The following is a 17,674-nucleotide window of genomic DNA, read 5'->3' as shown; positions in this document are numbered from 1 at the left end:
GCTCTATCAGGCGAACATCGATTGCAGCGATCGGCGTTGTTCGGCCGTCAATGGAGGCCCATATCCCGCTTTCAGGTTATCGCTCTGCCGATCGGGGCGACTGGTCGCCGGAATCACCGCGGTCACGGCGGGCGGGCTGATCGCGAATCGCAAAAAGGCCTGCGCCCATGATGTGATGCCCGCCTCGGCGGCCCAGCCGGGTAATTCTTTACCAGCCACTTCGCGAAACAATCGGCCATCCTCAAAGGCACGATTGATCAATACGGCGATGCCTAGGTCTTGCGCCATGGGAAATAAACGCTTTTCCGCACCCGTGGTGATCACCGAATAATTGATCTGCAGAAAATCGGGCTTCGAGGCCTGCACTGCATCCGCCAATTCATCGTGCGCTCCATCGTAATAGTGAGTCAGACCCGAATAACGGACGGCGCCTTGGGCCTTTAGCTCCTGGATCAACGCCAATTGCGTGCGCCAATCCCGCAGGTTATGCACCTGCAGCAGCTCGACCTTGTCCGTTTTCAAACGACGCAGTGATTCCTGAAACTGGGCCTGGCCCGTCTCGCGGCCCGATGCACCGATCTTGGTGCAGAGAAACGCCTTGTCGCGCAGATCGAGCTCGGCCAACAAATCGCCGATCACGGTTTCCGATTGCCCATAGCTGGGCGCCGTGTCGATCACCGAGGCCCCAGCGGCGAAGAATCGGCGCATCACTTCGCGCAACGGTGCTCGTTCTGGTTCGCTATCGCCTACATTAAAACTATCTGCCGTTCCCATTCCGATGACAGGAACCGTCTGGCCAGATGAAGGAATGCGCCGTGTGTTTATCGCGGTATCCGCCGCTATCGCCATGTCGGGCAGTTGAGCTCCGACACCCAATGCGGACAACCCATGCAGAAAGCGGCGGCGTGTGAACATGCGGGCACTCCTTGGGGCTAGTGGCGAGAGGCACTGAATTGCCCTTATAACCGTCGCATAGCGCATATGCCAAGACACCCCGTTTACGATAGTGCCCTGCTTTTATTCGCATTTTGTAATATTTTGATGCGAGCGCGCCCCGCGACATTCTGCGTCCCGGGTTATCCTTGCGCCCCAGGATGATCACCCTGCCCGCGCCAAGCGGGGCCGCGCGCATGCCCACCAAACGCACCACCATCAACACCATCACACTGACCTGCTCCACCTGTGGCAGCAGCCAGTTCACCAAGCTCGCGACCAACGAGTATCGCTGCAATCACTGCCAGGCCGTCACGCTGGTCGAGGACGATGTCGCCCAGCGCCTGGAAAAAATCCTGCGAGGCATGCAGCAACCGCAGCCAACGCCGGTGCAAATCAAGCCGGCTGCGATTGCGATCATTATCGTCGCCGTGGCGGCGATCTTTCTGGTGCCGCTGGTGATGACGCTGCTGCACGACTCGAGTACGCCCACCCCCCGGTACGAGCCTGAAAAGCCCATCGATCCAGGTCTGGTCAAGCTCACCGATGTACAGGACATCAAGACCAATCGCGGCCGCGAGCTGGTCATGCTCATGCACAACGACACCGGCCGCGACATCAGCGCACCGAACGTATCGGCGACCTTTTACCGGGATGCCTTGACGCTGAGCAGCACCTCGGGCTCGACGATCGCCAACACGCTGCTGCCTGGCGAATATGCGCCTGTCCGCTTGTCGATGCCCGACGAGCCGTTTACGCGCTACGAATTGAAAGTCCAACGCGTCTCGCCGACCAGCCGTATCAGCCGCGCCGTGGTGGCCGAAAAGGTGCAGCTCGTCCTCAATGACGGCACCTATCGTTTGGTGGGTCTGGCGCGCAACATCGAGATGGGCACCGCGCGCAGCGCCAGAATTGTCGTCACTCTGTACGGCAAGGACGGCCGCATCATTGGCGTGGGTTCAGGTTATGGCGTCGCCAATGAGCTGGGGCCCAATGCCGCCACGCCGTTCGACGTGCGTTGCGACATGTTCAGCGACGAGAAAGTCGCGTCCTATGACTATATGGTGCAAAGTGAAGGCTAGCCGCTACACCGCCGCGCTGCTGGCCGGCATGATTCCCTCGTTGGTGTTTGCACAGGCGACAGAGGTCCCACCGACACCCAGTCCCTCTCGCATCATTCGCGTCGACCCGGCCAATGTACGGGTCATCGACCATTTGCGCCTCAGTACCGAAGAATTGCTGGACGAGAACTTCAAGTTTTTCGACAGTTCAGCCATGACTGTCGTCGATCCGCATCGGTTGCCCAATGAAATCGGGCGTTCGCAGCTGTATCTGGAGTTCGTCAACACCAGCAAAGACACCATCATGGTCGATCCCAACGTGACGATGGCGTTTTTCGAGGGATCGACGGCGATCGGGTTGCGTCACGAGTGGACGATGCCCAGCACGATCTATCCTGGCGAGCACGTGCCCATGGTGTTCACGGGCGAACGCTTTAACAAGATCACCGAAATCAAGGCAAACTGGCAGCCGGCCAAACGCGCCGCCCTGCCCGGTCCGCGCCCCAAACTGAAAGTCACCATCGAGAAAACCGATGCAGGCATTGGCGGTGGCACCTTGAATTTTACGTACCGCTATCAGTACAAGTATGTGACGGTGTTCGGCCGTGTGCTCAATGAGTCACAAAGCGACGTCGACGAGATCCGCGTATGGGTCAGCCTGTACGATGCCAAAGATCATCTGACGGGTGCACGCTATGAGGAACTGCGCGTGCCGGCGCTCAAGCCGGGCGAAAGCGTGCCGTTTCAATTCGACGTCAAACAGCACGGCGCCAACTTTGCCCGCGTTGCGGTGATCTACGACGCCGAGGCGCAGTAGTCGTCACAGACGGGCACTGCGTTCAACGGCTGGCATCACGGACCCGCCCTGCAACAGCCGCCGTTGCGTGCAGGCCTTCAGCCTCGCTCTACAGAAGTAACATGCTCGCTGCCGGGCCTGAGCGCCTCGCGGATATGCTGCAATGCGAGTTCGGGTTGCGCCTGGCCGCACATGAATATATCCAACGCCGCAAAACCATGTTCGGGCCAGGTATGGATACTGATGTGCGATTCGCTCAGCATTACCACACCGGTGACGCCGGCTTGCTCGCCGAAATGGTGGAAATGCGCACCCAGTACATGCGCGCCGGCATGTTGCGCTGCCTGAATCAAGGCGTTTTGCAAAGCCTCGGCGTCCGTCAATAGCGGCACAGCTATCCCACGCAGGTCAGCCAGCACATGACGGCCGCAGGTCGCATGCACGATCATTTATGACTGCCGCCAGAAGACCAGCCGGAACCGCTGGACCCACCCCACGAACTGGACCCGCCGCTCGATGTGGTGGGGCCGATGGACATTGTCAGCACGACAAAGGCGGCATAGATAATGTACAGAACCTTTCCCATCGATCAGTCGCCCTGTCCGAAAAACTTGTCCGCCAACACGGCGGGGATCCACAACATGATCACGCCCATGATCAAGAAAGGCAGCTTGCCAGTGAAAATATCAAAGAAATTGAAGAACAGCATGGCAATCGTGGCGCGGCCGGCCCAGGTTCGATAACCCGTGACGCTGCTGCCCGAGGAATAGGCCTTCTGCTTGGCCAGTTCGGGTTGACCGAACCATTCGGCCAATGTGACCGGATTGACCGGCGACGACGCGGACCATCCTAATTCGTTCTGGGATTCTTCACGCGTCAATTTGCGGCCACCGGATTGGTAATCCGAGATCTGGGTGGTGTCACCGACCTTGACGCGCCAATTGAAGGCCCCCAAGGCCAGCGTGACCCTGGACGTATAGTCGTATAGTTTCCGGTAGGGCTTGCCCAGCCAATTGACGCTGCTGTTGTTGTTGCGCGTGGGCCAGGTGTCGCAGACATGCACGCGCTCCCAGCCATCCTCGGATTCGACCAGCCAGAGAAAACCTTTTTGGGAATTGAACAGCAAATACTCGATCCAGTTGGAGGGCTCCTCTGGATCGGGATCTTCGCATTTCAACAAACCGATCAAGGTGTATTCGGCGCCATCGATCTTTGCCTTTGCGCCCAGGGCCAACGTGGTCTTGATGGATTTGAGCTTGCGTTGTTGCTCGATGACCTTGGCCGTGTCTTCGGCACAATCCACCACCGCCATGCAGGACGGGCACACCACCTGGGTCGCCATCGCCGCGACAAAGCTGATCGGTGCCCCGCAGTTCGGACAGTCCAGCGCATGGATTTTGCCGCGAAAACGCCCTGCTGTCTCCTCGACCTGCGCGTCGCTGCGCAACGATGCTGCCTGCATGTCCGACAGCTCAAACGCCCTGCCTACATAGAGTGCGGGCGTGTCGCCGTCGGAATAGTCGAGCGTCAAAAAGGCATTGACACTGCGATAATCGGCAACGCGGGCTTGCCAGCCGTCTCCGGGCACAAAGGGCAATTCGCCCTGCGCACCCGTCGCACGGCAAGTGCGGACGTCAGAGGCCACAAAAATCTGGCCATCCAGTTTGAACACGCCGCCGGGCTTGATGCTGTCGAACGATGGAAACTCTGGCGGGTTCTTTGTCCGCCGCGTGTGTGTCACCGCATATTGGCCCGAAGCATCCGACAGCCAACCGTCCGTGCCATCGTCGAACCAGATATACCACTCGTTCCAAAAGCCGTCGTCGTAGCGCATCTGAATGCGTCCGATGACGTCAAAACGCTTTTTGTCGTAGATCCCGGCGGCCCCAAGACAGATCGGGGAATAATCCTCCAGCACATCGGCCATTTCGCCGACCCGCTTGACCGATTCGGCGTCTTTGAGCAAGGTGCTGCGGCATGCCCCGCACACCGCCATGACCGAAGCCGTGGAGGTAAATTTGACCGGTGCGCCGCACTGCGGACACAGAACCTGCTGCATCGTGTATTAACTGGTGAGTTTCTTGAGCACCTCGGCTTTGGCCGAGTCGTAGTCCGCAATGGTGATCAGTCCTTTGTCCAGCAGATCCTTCAGCTGTTGCAGGCGTTGGACTGGATCGGCGCCAGCGGATCCTGCCGCAGCACCGGCTGCTGCGCCGGCGCCGGCTGCGGTACCTGGCGCCGCTGCACCAGCCCCGGGAACCAGCCCCTGCGCCATGGTTTGCCCCAACGCCGCACCCGCGGCCAGGCCAGCACCGATGCCTGCAATACCGCCTTCGTTCTGCGCCGCCATCGGAATGGAACTGGCAGTCTGGTATTGGGTGTACTTGCCCAGATCCCCCGTCATCCCGATCGAGATCCGCGTATCCAGCGCCTTTTGCAGTTCCTCGGGCAGGGACACGTTTTCGACGGTGAAGTTATCGAGCTTGACGCCGTACCGGTCAAACACCGGCCCCAGCGCCTCGGCGATTTTTTGTGACATCAGGCCCTGATTGGCCGCGATATCCAGGAAAGCGACGTTCGATCCGCCCAGCGCCGTCGTCATGGCTGCCACTACCATATTGCGCAGTTGCAGTTCCAGATCATCGACGGTAAAGACATCGCGCGTGCCGCTGATTTCGCGATAGAACTTGGCCGGGTCGGAAATCAGGTACGAATACACCCCAAAGGCGCGCAGCCGCACCATGCCGAACTCGCTGTCGCGTATCGTCACCGGTTGCGCAGTGCCCCAGCGCCGTCCCAGTTGCAGCCGGGTGCTGAAGAAAATCACATCCGACTTGAACGGCGACTCAAAGAGCTTGTCCCAGTTTTTCAGGTACGTCAGCACCGGCAGCGTCTGCGTCGTCAGCTTGTACATACCGGGACCGAACACGTCCGCGATCTGGCCTTCGTTGACGAACACCGCCATCTGCGACTCGCGCACGGTCAGGCTGGCGCCGTATTGGATTTCAAAATCCTGCATGGGATGACGCCAGGCGAGCACGCCATCGGTGTCCTCATTCCATTGCAGGATGTCGATAAACTGTTTGCGGATAAATGAACCGAGACCCATACGAGACTCCTTTCCGAAAGATAAAAACATGCCGGGCATATCGTGCACCGCACAACACCCCAATCAGCGTGTCAGTGCGCGGCGATATTCCCTATCAGGTCAAGCACCCAGCATTCACTACGCCTGCCGACAGCGAAATCAGGCCCAACAGGCCGCCCATGGCGATGTTGTTTTCCTCGATGGCCTCATTCATCCCGCGTATCCCGCGCGAAACCACGGCATAGACAACGATCTGCACCGCCATCGCGGCAAAACCCCATACGAGAAACATCACAAAGGTGGCGTGCACCGCAATACTGACGCATACAGTCAAACTGAATCCCAGCAACGCACCGCCAAACGACAACAGGGCCGCGATATTGCCGGCGCGCACCAAGGCGAATTCGTTATAGCGGGTGATGGCCGTATAGATCGCCGTAAAGACCCCGAGCATGGCCAAAGCCGAAACGATATACACCAAATAGAGCAGCACAGGATGCAGTTCCATCTCTTCCCTTTTCCTAGTTTGTGCGCAGTATATAGCGCGGTTGGATATACTGCGCGCACCTTGCCCCGGAATACCCATGCGCGACCGCGTCCTCATCCTGTCAGTCCTGATTGTCGCCTCTTGCGGCCTAGGCTACGAGCTCATCAGCAGTGCCCTGGCCAGCTATTTGCTCGGCGACTCCATCCTGCAATTTTCCTCCGTCATCGGATGCTATCTGTTTGCGATGGGCATCGGCTCGTGGCTGTCAAAATATGTAAAAGATGAAGACGTTTTGAATCGATTTATCGATGTCGAAATGCTGGTCGCCCTGCTGGGCGGCGTCTCCGCGGCGGCGCTGTTCCTGGTCTTTGCCTGGTTGTCGGCGCCTTTTCGCGCGGCGCTGTATGCCGCGGTCTTCATTATTGGATTGATGGTTGGCATGGAAATTCCGCTGGTCATGCGGATTTTCAACCAGCGCAAAGCCGAGTTTCGCGAAATCGTCAGCCGTGTGCTGACTTTCGATTATCTGGGCGCTCTGGCTGTTTCGCTCGTCTTCCCGCTGCTGTTAGCGCCTCGTCTAGGGTTGCTGCGCACCAGTTTCCTGTTTGGCATGCTCAATGCCGGTGTCGCGTTGTGGACGACGTGGCTGTTTCGCACAGAGGTACGCCGGCCCGCAGAACGTGCGCTACGTTGTTCGGTGATACTGGGCGTGCTGACACTGGGTTTTGCCTATTCTGGCCACATGACGGCATGGGCCGAGAAAGGCCTGTATGGCGACGAAATCATCCACGCGGAAACCACCCAGTATCAGCGGCTGGCCATCACGCGTTGGCATGATGATTTGCGCTTGTATATCAACGGCAACCTGCAATTCTCCTCGCGCGACGAGCATCGTTATCACGAGTCGCTGGTACACCCTGGTCTGGAGGCCCTGCCCTGGGCACGCAATGTCCTGGTGCTGGGCGGCGGCGACGGTTTGGCCGTGCGCGAGATCCTCAAGCACAAGCAGATCGAGCACGTCACGCTAGTCGATCTGGACCCAGCCATGACGGGGCTGTTCATGCGCTCAGAACCGCTCGTCAAGCTGAATCACAATGCCCTGAACGATCCGCGCGTGACCGTCATCAACGAAGACGCAGGCCGCTGGCTGGAAAGCCATGCGGACGTCTACGATTTCATTGTGGTCGATTTTCCCGATCCATCGAATTTCGGCCTGGGCCGTTTGTATTCGGTGCCGGTCTATCACCTGATGGCCCGGCATCTGGCAGAAAGCGGCTATATGGTGATCCAGTCCACCTCACCCTATTTCGCGCCCCGTTCGTTCTGGAGCATCGACGCCACATTGAAAGAAGCCGGCCTGCATACTTGGCCCTATCATGTGTACGTGCCGTCCTTCGGTGACTGGGGCTTTATCCTGGCGAGCAAGCGCAAGGACTACACTGTCCCGGAAAAACTGACTGTCCCCACGCGCTACCTGGACAGCGCCGCGATAAAGGAGCTATTCCATTTCCCAGCGGATATGCCCGCGCTGGCGATGCCGCCGAATCGTTTGAACGAGCAATCTCTCGTGCGTTACTTCGACGAAGATTGGCGTCAGGTCATACGGTGATGAAACAGGATATCGCGCTTGGGCGACCCCATCGTGATGGGATCCTCTCGATTTCCCGCGCGCCCATCCTGAGTGGGCCCGCATAATGCGGCGGCGCAGCTTTCTGATAAGCGCCGCGACGGCGGCTGTGGCGGGCGTCGCGGGCTATTACCGGTCTCGCATTGTGGAGATCCCGGCGCAGGTCCACTATCCTGGCATGGAAACCGGCCACCGCTTGCGTGATGGCGCTGCGTTACCGTCATCCGCGGCCGACCGGTATCACGACGTGGCGATTCTCGGATCAGGCATCGCCGGTCTATCTTGTGCATGGAAACTCGTCCGCGAAGGGCACACCCATTTCGTCGTGGTCCAGGGCCCTGAATTCACAGGGAATGCCGCTGGCGGGCAATTCGAAGACCTGGTCTATCCGACCGGCGCCCATTACCTACCACTGCCGTCATTGGAATCCGCTCACGTTCGCGAGATGCTGGCGGATTTCGGGATCATTCAGCACGGGGCGGATACCGAACGTCCCTATTACGATGAGTCGATACTGGCTCACTCGCCGCAAGAACGTCTGTATCGCCATGGCCGTTGGGAAAGCGACCTGCTGCCCATGACTGGCCTGCCCGCGGCCGATGTCGCGCAGCATCACCGTTTTATTGCCTATACCGAAACGCTGCGCACCTCACGCGGGCGGGACGGACGCAAGGTCTTTGCCATCCCGTTGTCGTTATCGTCGCAGGATCCTGTCTGGCGCGAACTGGACACGCTTACGTTCCGCCAATGGCTGGACCGCGAACGCTACACGTCGCCGGCCTTGCTTTGGTACTTGAATTACTGCACGCGCGACGACTACGGTGCTGGTATCGACAGTGTCTCGGCGTGGGCCGGCCTGCACTATTTCGCCAGCCGCGATGGCCATGCCGCGAACGCCGCCGATGGCGCTGTTTTGACGTGGCCGGATGGTCTGGCAACGCTATCCCGGCTGATGTGCGATGCGATTACGCGCAAACTGGGCCATACGAATTGGCTATTGCCTGGGACGGCAGCCCGTATCATAGAGACTCGTGGCAAGGTGGAAATCTTGTGTCTCGATGGCCATGAATCAGCCTATACCATTCATGCACAACGCGTTGTCTGTGCAATGCCGTTGTTTGTCGCCCAGCGTCTATTGCCCGATATTCGCGCGTATGGATATGACCCTGCTATTCACACGAGTCCACATGCGGCTTGGTTGGTCTCGAATTTTGTGATGGACGGTTATCCCAAAGAGGCAGAAGGCGAACCATTGTCCTGGGATAACGTGGTCTACCAGGGCAATGCACTCGGCTACGTGGTCTCGACACATCAGCTGCTGCGCGTAGCGCCGTCTCCACGTACCGTTTTCTCTGCTTATCAAGCGTTAAGCCGCTTCACCCCTGATCAAGCACGGGAGTGGTTAACCCAGGCCAGCCCCGAAGCCTTACGTGTCGAGGCCGCCACTGACTTGCTGACGGTCTATGGTGATGACTTCTGGCGACACACTCGACGGCTCGATGTCACGGTGCGGGGGCATGCAATGGCAACGCCTGTGCCTGGTTATTTAAATAACCCTGGCTTGGCTGCGTTGCGAGAGACCGACGGCGCTGTCTTGTTTGCCCATGCCGATTTGTCTGGATATTCGGTTTTTGAAGAAGCGTCTTGGTGGGGGGTTAGCGCCGCGGGGCGAATTCTTAGTGGAATCGCGTAGCCAAGCTACCTACAACTCCAACACAATCCGCCCCCCGCTCCGAGCCCGAGAACAGCAACTCATCATCTTGCCATTCCCCTCACGCTCAGCCCGAGTCAACACCACATCCCGATGATCAATATCCCCCGCCAACACCCGCACCTCACACGACCCGCAGAGACCCTCTTCGCAGTCGCTTTGCACATCGATATTAGCCGCCCGTAGCGCCGTCAACAGCGTCTGATCCGCCGGCACAGTAACCACCAACCCAGAGTCCTTGAGCTCCGCCTCAAACGCCTGTTCTTTAGACGGATCCAACGACCCCAGCGTGGAATGAAAATGCTCCACCCGCAGCGTATCCTCCGGCCAATGCGCGCAGGCCGGTTTCAAAGCCTCTAACATGCGCTCCGGACCACACGCATACACCTGTGTGCCAGCCACAGGCTGCGCCAACAATGCCGCGAAATCATTGCGCGTGCCCTCTGCCGAGACATAGGCACGCAAACGTTCACCGTGCAACTGCTGCAGTTGAGCCAACAACGCCATGCCGTCACGGGAGCGGCCGCTGTAATGCAGTTCGTAATCAATGCCCAGATCGCGCGCACGGCGGGCCATCGCGCTGATCGGTGTAATACCTATGCCACCGGCAATAAAGACCGCACGAGGCGTCGTCTCATCCAATCGGAAATGACTGCGCGGACCACGAATACGCAAACGCGTACCCGGCTTCGCGTACTCATGCACCCAGGCAGATCCACCGCGGCTTTCTGTTTCTCGTAATACCGCAATCTGCAGACGGCCAGTTTCTGCAGGATCGCTGCACAGCGAATACTGACGAGACATCCCCGTGTCGCCGCACTCGACATCAATGTGAGCCCCAGGCGTCCAGCGCGGCAGCGCCTTTCCATCAGGCGAGGCCAAGGTCAGCATCACGATATTTTCAGCGACCGGATCGGCGCGCTCCACCACCACCGGCCGCGTCACCGCATGCGTAGACGGCTCGCCAATACGCACCGCTTGGCGACGCGACAAAATCTCGGGTTGCGCACGCTCTGGATTCTGACGAGGATCCCATTCCACCCACACATGCTCCGGCCCCCGGAACGACGTGTTCGGCACATACGTAAATGCCTGGTCGGCCAACCGCATATGAGGCAAACGGCGCGTGAACTCCTCGAGGAATATCTGCATCTCCATGCGGGCCAGATTCTTGCCCATGCATTGATGCGAACCATAGCCAAAGGTCAATTGATCGCTGGCGTTTTCACGCCGGATATCGAACAGATCCGCATCGGCAAAATGACGTTCATCATGATTTGCCGACGAGCTGACGATCAATAGCTTCGAACCTGCGGTAATCGGCGTTCCCGCAATATTCGTATCGCGCGTGACCAACCGCCGCCATGCCGCGACAGAGCCGTTGTGACGCAGGCATTCCTCTACGGCGTTGGGAATCAGCGAGGGGTCTTCGCAGATATCACGCCACGCGTCCGGGTGCTGCAGCAGCAATTTGAAAGCATTCGCCGATGCATTCGCCGTCGTCTCATGTGCCGCGACGATGCCAGCCATCATCATCGAATGCAGATAAGAGTCCGTGACCACATCGGGATAGTCCTTTTGCTTGCGTATCCCGTATTGCATCCAGCCCGGTTGATCGGGATCCTGGCGCATCTTGTCCAGGATTTTTCCCGCTAATTGCCAGAAATTTCCCACGGCATGCGCGACCGCGACTTGTTCTTCCAGTTTGGGCCGGCCCCACGTATTGACCGTGTGCGCAATCGAATATTGACGCAGCAGATCCATGTCCTCCTCGGGGACACCGAGGAAATGCAACGCCACTGTCAAGGGCACTTCCCACAGCATCTGGTCAACGAGATCCGCACGCCCGTCGTTGATGAATCGGTCCACATACTCGCGCGTCAAACGACGCACCATCGGCTCGTGGTGCTTGAGGGCCTCTGGTGTGAAAGGCTCCATCAATGCGCGACGCCGCGGCATGTGCGCCGGCTCGTCCTCGTTGACCAGCGTGCGGTTCATGGCATAGCCATAGGATTCCAGCACGGCGTTCGCCTCGGGCCCTGTCGGCGTGATTTTCTCAAGCGCAATCGATGGACTGAACGTGATGTTGTCGCGAAAGATCGCCTTGATATCCTCGTAGCGCGTCACGACCCAATAGCCGAGCTTGGGGCTGTAAAACACCGGCTCCTGCTCGCGCGCCCAGCGGACATAATCCGGCGGATCCTGCTGATAGGCGTCGCCAAACGGGTCGAACTCGGCGGCACGCGGACTCACGTGTACGGGGCAGCCCGAGGGAGCGGCGTTAGTCATCTGATGGACGGGACAGCCCCCGCGAGATGCCGGGTTCTGGCTTTGGGAATACATGGCACCCAACGTATCACGGGGCTCTGGGCGTTGCCCCTCGACCTGGGTTTGTCCTTGATTGAAACGTGATGACATAACGTCGTTCCTGTAATGCGGTAATGCGCGAGCGGCGATTAATCCAGTTTGATATTCAGATCGCGAATCAGCTTGTGCCAGCGAACGCGCTCGTCTTTCAGCAGCGCGGCATACTCTGCGGGGGTATCACCCACCGGCTCGATTCCGAAATCGACGAGTTTCTGACGAATCGTGGGATCTTTGATCGTCTCTACCAATTGTTGGTTCAGCTTGTCGATGATCGGCTTCGGCGTAGCGGCGGGGACAACGATACCCACCTGAGCCGATGCTTCGACATTCTTGTAGCCCAGCTCGGCAAAGGTCGGCACGTCAGGCAGCTGCGGCAAACGGGTCGGGTTCGCCACTGCCAGGGCGCGGACCTTGCCACCCTTGATGAAACCGGCGCCAGCAGCCAAATCGACCATCATGACGGGAACTTGCCCGCCCGCGACATCCGCCAGCGATGGTGCGGCACCTCGATACGGTACGTGCACGAGATTCGCGCCGGTTTCCACCTTGAGCAACTCCATCGCCAAATGATGCGGACTGCCGGCGCCGGCCGACGCGTAATCCATGCCCTTGGGACTGGCCTTTACCTCGGCGAGGAAGCCCTTTACATCCGTGGCCTTCAGCGCCGGGCCCGCGACCAGAATCATCGGGAATTTCCCCAGCAGCGTCACAGGCGCCAAGTCTTTTTCAGGGTCGTAGGAAAGCTTGGCGTACAAGGCCGGATTGAAAACCAGGGTGCCGTTGTCAGCCGACAGCATGGTGTAGCCGTCCGGTGCCGAACGTGCTGTTTCCGAAGCGCCAATCGCCGTATTGCCGCCCGGCTTGTTGTCCACCACGATGGTTTGCCCCAACTTCGGCGACAAGCCCTGGCTGATCGTACGCGCCAGAAAATCCGAGCCGCCGCCGGCGGCATACGGCACGATCCAACGAATCGGCTTGGACGGATAGCCGTCGGCAAGCGCAGGCGCCGCCGCCGTCAATGTGAGAAGGGAACAGGCGAACGCGCGAGTGAAACGGCCAAAGGGCATGATTGTCTCCGTTGTGTTGTGGCTGCAAGGCGTAGCTTATTTTGCGTAAATTCTATACGCTATGCGTAAATCGTCAATACGGGATAACCTGTCCTCGTGTCCTCTGCCCCTCTATGCTCCCTATGAACCCTCCGTCCGCTGCCCCTGCCTCCGCCCGCCCACGCGAACGCCGCCAACGGGTGCAGGCTGCCGAAACCGGTACCGCCATCCTCAAGGCGTTAGGCAGTCTGGGAGGACGCGCGAGCCTGACACTGATCGCCTCGCATATCGACGAAAGCCCCGCCAAAGTGCACCGTTATCTCGTGAGCCTCGCGGAAGGCGGCCTGGTGAACCAGGACACTTCTACCCAGCAATATTTTCTGGGCCTGGAAACGTTGCTGCTGGGATTGGCGGCGATGCGGCAGGCGGACCCTATCCGCATGGCGGAGGCCTCTCTGATACGGTTGCGCGAGGAGCTCGAGGTCACCTGCTTTGTCGCAGTGATGGGCAACAAAGGGCCCACCATCGTTCGCTTTGAAGAGCCCGGCCTGCCCGTCACCGTCAATGTGCGGGTGGGCTCTGTACTGCCCATACTCTGGTCGGCCACCGGCCGCGCGTTGCTGGCTGCGTTGAATGACCGCGAGGTATCGGCAATGGTCCGCTCAGAATTACAGGCAGCCACGCCCGCACAGCGCGCGCTGCTGGACGCCGACGATCCTATCGAGGTGCTGCGTCAATCCGTGCGGGATGCTGGTTGCGCGTCGGTGCGCGATACCAATCTGCCCGGTATCAGCGCCGTCGCCGCCCCCCTCTACGACTATACGGGCCGCCCTCGTGCGGTACTGACCGCTTTAGGCGCATCCGGCGGATTCGACCCCTCCCCGGACGGAGTAATAGGTCAGGCGGTACGCCGAGAAGCCCAGGCCATCAGTCGGATGCTGGGCTATACGGCAAATCGCTGATCGAGCTGGAAACGAGATACGCGCGAGCCGCCCGCTCTCGGCGGGCGGTCGTGTCGCATAGCGGCTCAGCGTGAGCCACCCGAGGAGGGGTAAGCCGGGCTCGGAGTATTGCTGTTGTTGTCCGGCATGGTGGCGGGCGGCGGGGGTGGTGCGGAGTTCTGATACCCCGGACGGTCGTAGGTGCTGTCGCCGTCGTGAGTACGATGGCTGCAGCCCCCCAGCACCAGGCCGACGGCGATGATGGGCAACGCAAACATTCTTAACTTCATAATGACCTCCTGTTGAGTAGGAGTCGTCTTACCCGCATGTCGCGTGCCAGCGCGTGCGCATAGCGCCCTCACAGTAGATCTTCGATACGCACCGGCAGGCTGCGTACCCGTACGCCGGTGGCATGGTAGACCGCATTGGTGATGGCGGCGGCTATCCCAGCCAAGCCTATTTCGCCGATACCACGTGCGCCCACCTCATTCCAGATGAGGTCGGGATAATCCAGAAAACTGACATCTAATTGCGGCGCATCGGCGTGGGTTGCCATGATGTAGTCGGCGAGGTTGCTGTTGACAGGCGCGCCCGACCGCGTGTCGTAATGCGTCTGTTCCAACATCGCCATCCCTACGCCCATGACGATGGCGCCTTCGATCTGGTTGCGGCCGGTGCGGGGATTCACAACGCGTCCGCCGTCGATGACCGTCACGACGCGAGCGACGCGCAGACGCGCCGTCGCCGGATGCCACGCGACCTCTACGAAATGTGCGCCATACGAACTGATCGAGTACTGCTTCTTCAGTGCCTTGCCGCTGCCGCCATGGCCGTCGCCCGCCACGCTGGCCACGCCAGTCCTCGCGAATACCTGAGCCAGCGGCACACCCGCATCGGCTTTGTCATCAGCAACGCAGATACGGCCGTGCCGCATCGTCAAGCTCTGTTCCGCCTGACCGGCGTAAGGTCCCTCTGTGTCTACAGCCAAGCGGCAGGCCGCCCTCACCGCTTTGCGCGTAGCCTCGAGCGCGGCTGGCACAATCGACGAGGTGGCGGCCGATCCGCCTGATACCGGTCCCGGCGGAAATTGCGTATCGCCCAGACCGACCTGTATCCGCTCCAGCGCGATGCCGGTCTCGGCGCTCACCAGTTGCGCCAGGATCGTGTACGTGCCAGTACCGATATCTTGCGTCGCGCAGACCAGTCGGGCCGAGCCATCGGCATGCAAACTGACGCTGGCATCCGTAGGCATGCGTAAACCGGGCCATGAACATGCGGCCATGCCCCAGCCCAACACCTCGTCGCCGCGGTGCATGGCGCCTACTGCAGGCTGGCGATAATGCCAGCCGAATCGCTCGGCCCCCTGCTGCAAGCATTCACGCAGGTGCCTCGACGAAAACGGCAGGCCAGTACCTTCGTCGTGCTGCGGTTCATTGCGCAGCCTCAACGCCACCGGATCGATCTGCAGCGCTACAGCCAATTCATCCATGGCCGATTCCAACGCATACATTCCCGGCACGGCGCCCGGGCCCCGCATCGAGGTGGGTGCTCCCACGTGGCGTCGCGCCAATCCCCAGCACACTTGCAGATTGGGCGTGCTGTACATGCGTGGCGTTGCCTGGCCGCACCGTTCCCGGTAGTCATCCAGCATCGATGCCTGACTCAGGTAGTGATGCTGTACCGACACCAGCCTGCCCTCCCGCGTCGCACCCAGCCGCATGTGCTGGTGAGTATAAGGACGATGCCCGGCACTCTGGAACGTCATCGCGCGGCTGATCACCACCTTGACGGGCCGGCCCAGTAAACGCGAGGCGGCTGCCGCCAGCAATGAGTGCGGCCACGGCCACAGCTTGCCTCCGAACCCAGAGCCCAGGTAATGCGATATCACCCGCACGTTTTCTTTGCCGGTACCCAGCATCTGTGCCACCACATCGCGGTGGTTCACGACGCCCTGCGTGGACTCGTACAACGTATAGGCCTGCCCATCGAATGCGGCAACACAGGCGTGAAGCTCCATCGCATTATGGGTCTCGACCGGCGTGGTGTAGACCGCATCGATCTGCACCGCGGCGCTTGCATAGGCGGCTGGCGCATCGCCTCGTTCGCTTTCAATGGTGAGAGATGCCTCGCCTTCGACGCCGACCGAGCGAGACGCCTCATCGCTCTGCGCCGAGATGTCTCCCTGTCCAGGCGGCGAGACATCAGGCGTATCGGCGTCGTAACTGACATGAACCGCATTGGCGGCGGCCTGCGCTTGCTCGAGGGTATCGGCGACAACGAGCGCCACGTATTGACCATAGTAGCGAACGACATTGTCATCCAGCGGTGGACGGGCCTCGTCTATCGTGCCGCTGGTGGCGCGATAGAGCGGTGGCCGGTTGCCATGGTGGATGACCGCGTGCACGCCAGGCATTATCTCGACGGCCTGTGCATCCAGTCCGGCAACGCGGCCATGCGCGATGGTGGCGCACACGGGCACGGCGTACAGCATATCGGGCAGCATGAAATCGGCGGCGTAGCGCGCTGTGCCGCTGACTTTGAGCGGCCCATCGATGCGCACGCTGGGCTGGCCGATGGCATCAGGATGGGCAAACATAGATTGAACCATTATGCGTGTCCTTATTGCGGTGGCAGAGCCGTGGACAGAGTGTGGATCAGGCAACGGCGCGCGAGCTCGATCTTGAAACCGTTCTCACTTTGCGCGACTGCACCTTGCAAGGCCGACTGTGCGGCTTGTTGATACAGCGCAGCACTGGGCAGCTGACCCACCAGTTCCCGCTCCGCCAACGGGCAGCGCCATGGCCGTGTGCCCACACCACCCAGCGCAATACTCGCGGCCAGGATACGTGCATCACGCACGTGCAGCACCACGGCGGCCGACACCAGCGCGAACTCATACGAAGCGCGGTCGCGCAGTTTCAGATAGCAAGAATGCCCGCCCATACCGCTGGCGGGCAGACTCACATGCGTGATCAGCTCATCAGGCTGCAGCACTGTCTCACGTTGAGGCGTATCGCCGGGCAGCAGATAAAAATCGCGCAGTGCGATATCACGCCTGCCATCCGGGCCCTGCACGTGCACGGTGGCATCGAGCGCCATCAAGGCAACGTTCATGTCCGACGGGTTGCTCGCGATGCAATGTTCGCTGGTACCCAAAATCGCCAGATTGCGGTTATGACCGCCGATGGCATCGCAGCCGCTACCCGGATTACGCTTGTTGCAGCGAGCCGCCCGATCACGAAAATAAACGCAGCGTGTACGCTGCAGGAGATTCCCGCTGGTGGTGGCCATGTTACGCAACTGCGCCGACGCGCCCGACAGCAGCGCCTGCGACAGAACGGGATAGTGGGCCGTGATGCGATCATCGCGCGCCAGGTCGGCATTGCGCACCAGGGCGCCGATGCGAGTGCGTCCGTCGGCCAATACCTCGATCTCGTTCAGGCCCAGACCATTGATGTCGATGATATGTGCCGGTGTCTCGACATCGAGTTTCATCAGATCCACGAGCGTCGTGCCGCCCGCCAGCAATCGCGGCGGCGGGCCGTCCCCTTGTGTCGCCAACAAGCGCAGCGCAGCATCGATATCGGCCGCGCGTGTGTATTGAAACTGGTGCATGC

Annotated in this window: 15 protein-coding genes; 5 read left to right on the top strand and 10 right to left on the bottom strand. The window is 60.0% G+C overall.

The annotated features are described in order from the left end of the window. Positions 1-6: 6 nt before the first annotated feature. A complete protein-coding gene (locus ACNA0J_RS04100) occupies positions 7-915 on the bottom strand; it encodes an aldo/keto reductase (protein ID WP_415816680.1) in 909 nt (302 codons plus the stop codon). Positions 916-1,130: 215 nt separating this feature from the next. Between ACNA0J_RS04100 and ACNA0J_RS04095 the strand changes: the two genes are divergently transcribed. Then, complete coding sequence (locus tag ACNA0J_RS04095; protein WP_415816678.1) at positions 1,131-2,015, top strand: hypothetical protein; 885 nt, start codon at positions 1,131-1,133, stop codon at positions 2,013-2,015. Further along, a complete protein-coding gene (locus ACNA0J_RS04090) occupies positions 1,987-2,811 on the top strand; it encodes an FxLYD domain-containing protein (protein WP_415816676.1) in 825 nt (274 codons plus the stop codon). The genes ACNA0J_RS04095 and ACNA0J_RS04090 overlap by 29 nt, the downstream gene beginning before the upstream one ends. A gap of 77 nt (positions 2,812-2,888) precedes the next feature. Here ACNA0J_RS04090 and speD read toward each other — a convergent pair whose 3' ends face one another. From speD to ACNA0J_RS04070, 4 genes are all read right to left on the bottom strand, one after another. Next, positions 2,889-3,239: an adenosylmethionine decarboxylase gene (gene speD, locus ACNA0J_RS04085; RefSeq protein WP_415816674.1), complete on the bottom strand. Its 351-nt coding sequence runs from the start codon at positions 3,237-3,239 to the stop codon at positions 2,889-2,891. Between the two features lie 140 nt (positions 3,240-3,379). Next, on the bottom strand, positions 3,380-4,849 hold the full coding sequence (locus tag ACNA0J_RS04080) for a DUF4178 domain-containing protein (protein ID WP_415816672.1): 1,470 nt from the start codon (positions 4,847-4,849) through the stop codon (positions 3,380-3,382). A gap of 6 nt (positions 4,850-4,855) precedes the next feature. Continuing rightward, a complete protein-coding gene (locus ACNA0J_RS04075) occupies positions 4,856-5,899 on the bottom strand; it encodes an SPFH domain-containing protein (RefSeq protein WP_415816670.1) in 1,044 nt (347 codons plus the stop codon). A 94-nt stretch (positions 5,900-5,993) separates the two neighbouring features. Further along, positions 5,994-6,380 (bottom strand): DUF350 domain-containing protein, encoded by a 387-nt coding sequence (locus ACNA0J_RS04070; RefSeq protein ID WP_415817128.1) that lies wholly within the window; start codon positions 6,378-6,380, stop codon positions 5,994-5,996. A gap of 82 nt (positions 6,381-6,462) precedes the next feature. On the opposite strand from ACNA0J_RS04070, the gene ACNA0J_RS04065 reads away from it, so the two are divergent. Both ACNA0J_RS04065 and ACNA0J_RS04060 read left to right on the top strand, forming a co-directional pair. Beyond that, positions 6,463-7,974 (top strand): polyamine aminopropyltransferase, encoded by a 1,512-nt coding sequence (locus tag ACNA0J_RS04065; RefSeq protein ID WP_415816668.1) that lies wholly within the window; start codon positions 6,463-6,465, stop codon positions 7,972-7,974. An 85-nt stretch (positions 7,975-8,059) separates the two neighbouring features. Continuing rightward, a complete protein-coding gene (locus ACNA0J_RS04060; RefSeq protein ID WP_415816666.1) occupies positions 8,060-9,685 on the top strand; it encodes an NAD(P)-binding protein in 1,626 nt (541 codons plus the stop codon). 9 nt (positions 9,686-9,694) lie between these two features. On the opposite strand, the gene ACNA0J_RS04055 is transcribed toward ACNA0J_RS04060, so the two are convergent. Beyond that, positions 9,695-12,046 carry a cytochrome P450/oxidoreductase gene (locus ACNA0J_RS04055; protein ID WP_415817126.1) on the bottom strand — a complete coding sequence of 784 codons (2,352 nt, stop codon included), beginning with the start codon at positions 12,044-12,046 and terminating at the stop codon, positions 9,695-9,697. Between the two features lie 113 nt (positions 12,047-12,159). Next, positions 12,160-13,137, bottom strand: coding sequence for a Bug family tripartite tricarboxylate transporter substrate binding protein (locus tag ACNA0J_RS04050; protein WP_415816664.1), 978 nt, complete (start codon positions 13,135-13,137; stop codon positions 12,160-12,162). Between the two features lie 122 nt (positions 13,138-13,259). On the opposite strand from ACNA0J_RS04050, the gene ACNA0J_RS04045 reads away from it, so the two are divergent. Then, the gene (locus ACNA0J_RS04045) at positions 13,260-14,078 is read left to right on the top strand and encodes an IclR family transcriptional regulator (RefSeq protein ID WP_415816662.1); all 819 of its coding nucleotides are present in this window, start codon (positions 13,260-13,262) and stop codon (positions 14,076-14,078) included. Between the two features lie 65 nt (positions 14,079-14,143). On the opposite strand, the gene ACNA0J_RS04040 is transcribed toward ACNA0J_RS04045, so the two are convergent. The 3 genes from ACNA0J_RS04040 to ACNA0J_RS04030 form a co-directional block, all read right to left on the bottom strand. Beyond that, on the bottom strand, positions 14,144-14,347 hold the full coding sequence (locus ACNA0J_RS04040) for a hypothetical protein (protein ID WP_415816660.1): 204 nt from the start codon (positions 14,345-14,347) through the stop codon (positions 14,144-14,146). Positions 14,348-14,415: 68 nt separating this feature from the next. Further along, complete coding sequence (locus tag ACNA0J_RS04035; protein ID WP_415816658.1) at positions 14,416-16,665, bottom strand: xanthine dehydrogenase family protein molybdopterin-binding subunit; 2,250 nt, start codon at positions 16,663-16,665, stop codon at positions 14,416-14,418. Positions 16,666-16,676: 11 nt separating this feature from the next. Continuing rightward, positions 16,677-17,672 carry an FAD binding domain-containing protein gene (locus ACNA0J_RS04030; RefSeq protein WP_415816656.1) on the bottom strand — a complete coding sequence of 332 codons (996 nt, stop codon included), beginning with the start codon at positions 17,670-17,672 and terminating at the stop codon, positions 16,677-16,679. Positions 17,673-17,674: the final 2 nt, after the last annotated feature.

The organism is Bordetella tumbae, from assembly GCF_965139195.1.
GTDB lineage: Bacteria > Pseudomonadota > Gammaproteobacteria > Burkholderiales > Burkholderiaceae_B > Bordetella_A > Bordetella_A tumbae.
The sequence above is the reverse complement of the archived record's forward strand: the minus strand, read 5'-3'. Positions and strand labels throughout refer to the sequence as shown.

Coding starts and splice junctions, on each gene's coding strand:
- ACNA0J_RS04100 (WP_415816680.1), bottom strand. CDS start 915: ATGTTCACACGCCGCCGCTTTCTGCATGGGTTGTCCGCATTGGGTGTC.
- ACNA0J_RS04095 (WP_415816678.1), top strand. CDS start 1,131: ATGCCCACCAAACGCACCACCATCAACACCATCACACTGACCTGCTCC.
- ACNA0J_RS04090 (WP_415816676.1), top strand. CDS start 1,987: ATGACTATATGGTGCAAAGTGAAGGCTAGCCGCTACACCGCCGCGCTG.
- speD (WP_415816674.1), bottom strand. CDS start 3,239: ATGATCGTGCATGCGACCTGCGGCCGTCATGTGCTGGCTGACCTGCGT.
- ACNA0J_RS04080 (WP_415816672.1), bottom strand. CDS start 4,849: ATGCAGCAGGTTCTGTGTCCGCAGTGCGGCGCACCGGTCAAATTTACC.
- ACNA0J_RS04075 (WP_415816670.1), bottom strand. CDS start 5,899: ATGGGTCTCGGTTCATTTATCCGCAAACAGTTTATCGACATCCTGCAA.
- ACNA0J_RS04065 (WP_415816668.1), top strand. CDS start 6,463: ATGCGCGACCGCGTCCTCATCCTGTCAGTCCTGATTGTCGCCTCTTGC.
- ACNA0J_RS04060 (WP_415816666.1), top strand. CDS start 8,060: ATGCGGCGGCGCAGCTTTCTGATAAGCGCCGCGACGGCGGCTGTGGCG.
- ACNA0J_RS04055 (WP_415817126.1), bottom strand. CDS start 12,046: ATGTATTCCCAAAGCCAGAACCCGGCATCTCGCGGGGGCTGTCCCGTC.
- ACNA0J_RS04050 (WP_415816664.1), bottom strand. CDS start 13,137: ATGCCCTTTGGCCGTTTCACTCGCGCGTTCGCCTGTTCCCTTCTCACA.
- ACNA0J_RS04045 (WP_415816662.1), top strand. CDS start 13,260: ATGAACCCTCCGTCCGCTGCCCCTGCCTCCGCCCGCCCACGCGAACGC.
- ACNA0J_RS04040 (WP_415816660.1), bottom strand. CDS start 14,347: ATGAAGTTAAGAATGTTTGCGTTGCCCATCATCGCCGTCGGCCTGGTG.
- ACNA0J_RS04035 (WP_415816658.1), bottom strand. CDS start 16,665: ATGGTTCAATCTATGTTTGCCCATCCTGATGCCATCGGCCAGCCCAGC.
- ACNA0J_RS04030 (WP_415816656.1), bottom strand. CDS start 17,672: ATGCACCAGTTTCAATACACACGCGCGGCCGATATCGATGCTGCGCTG.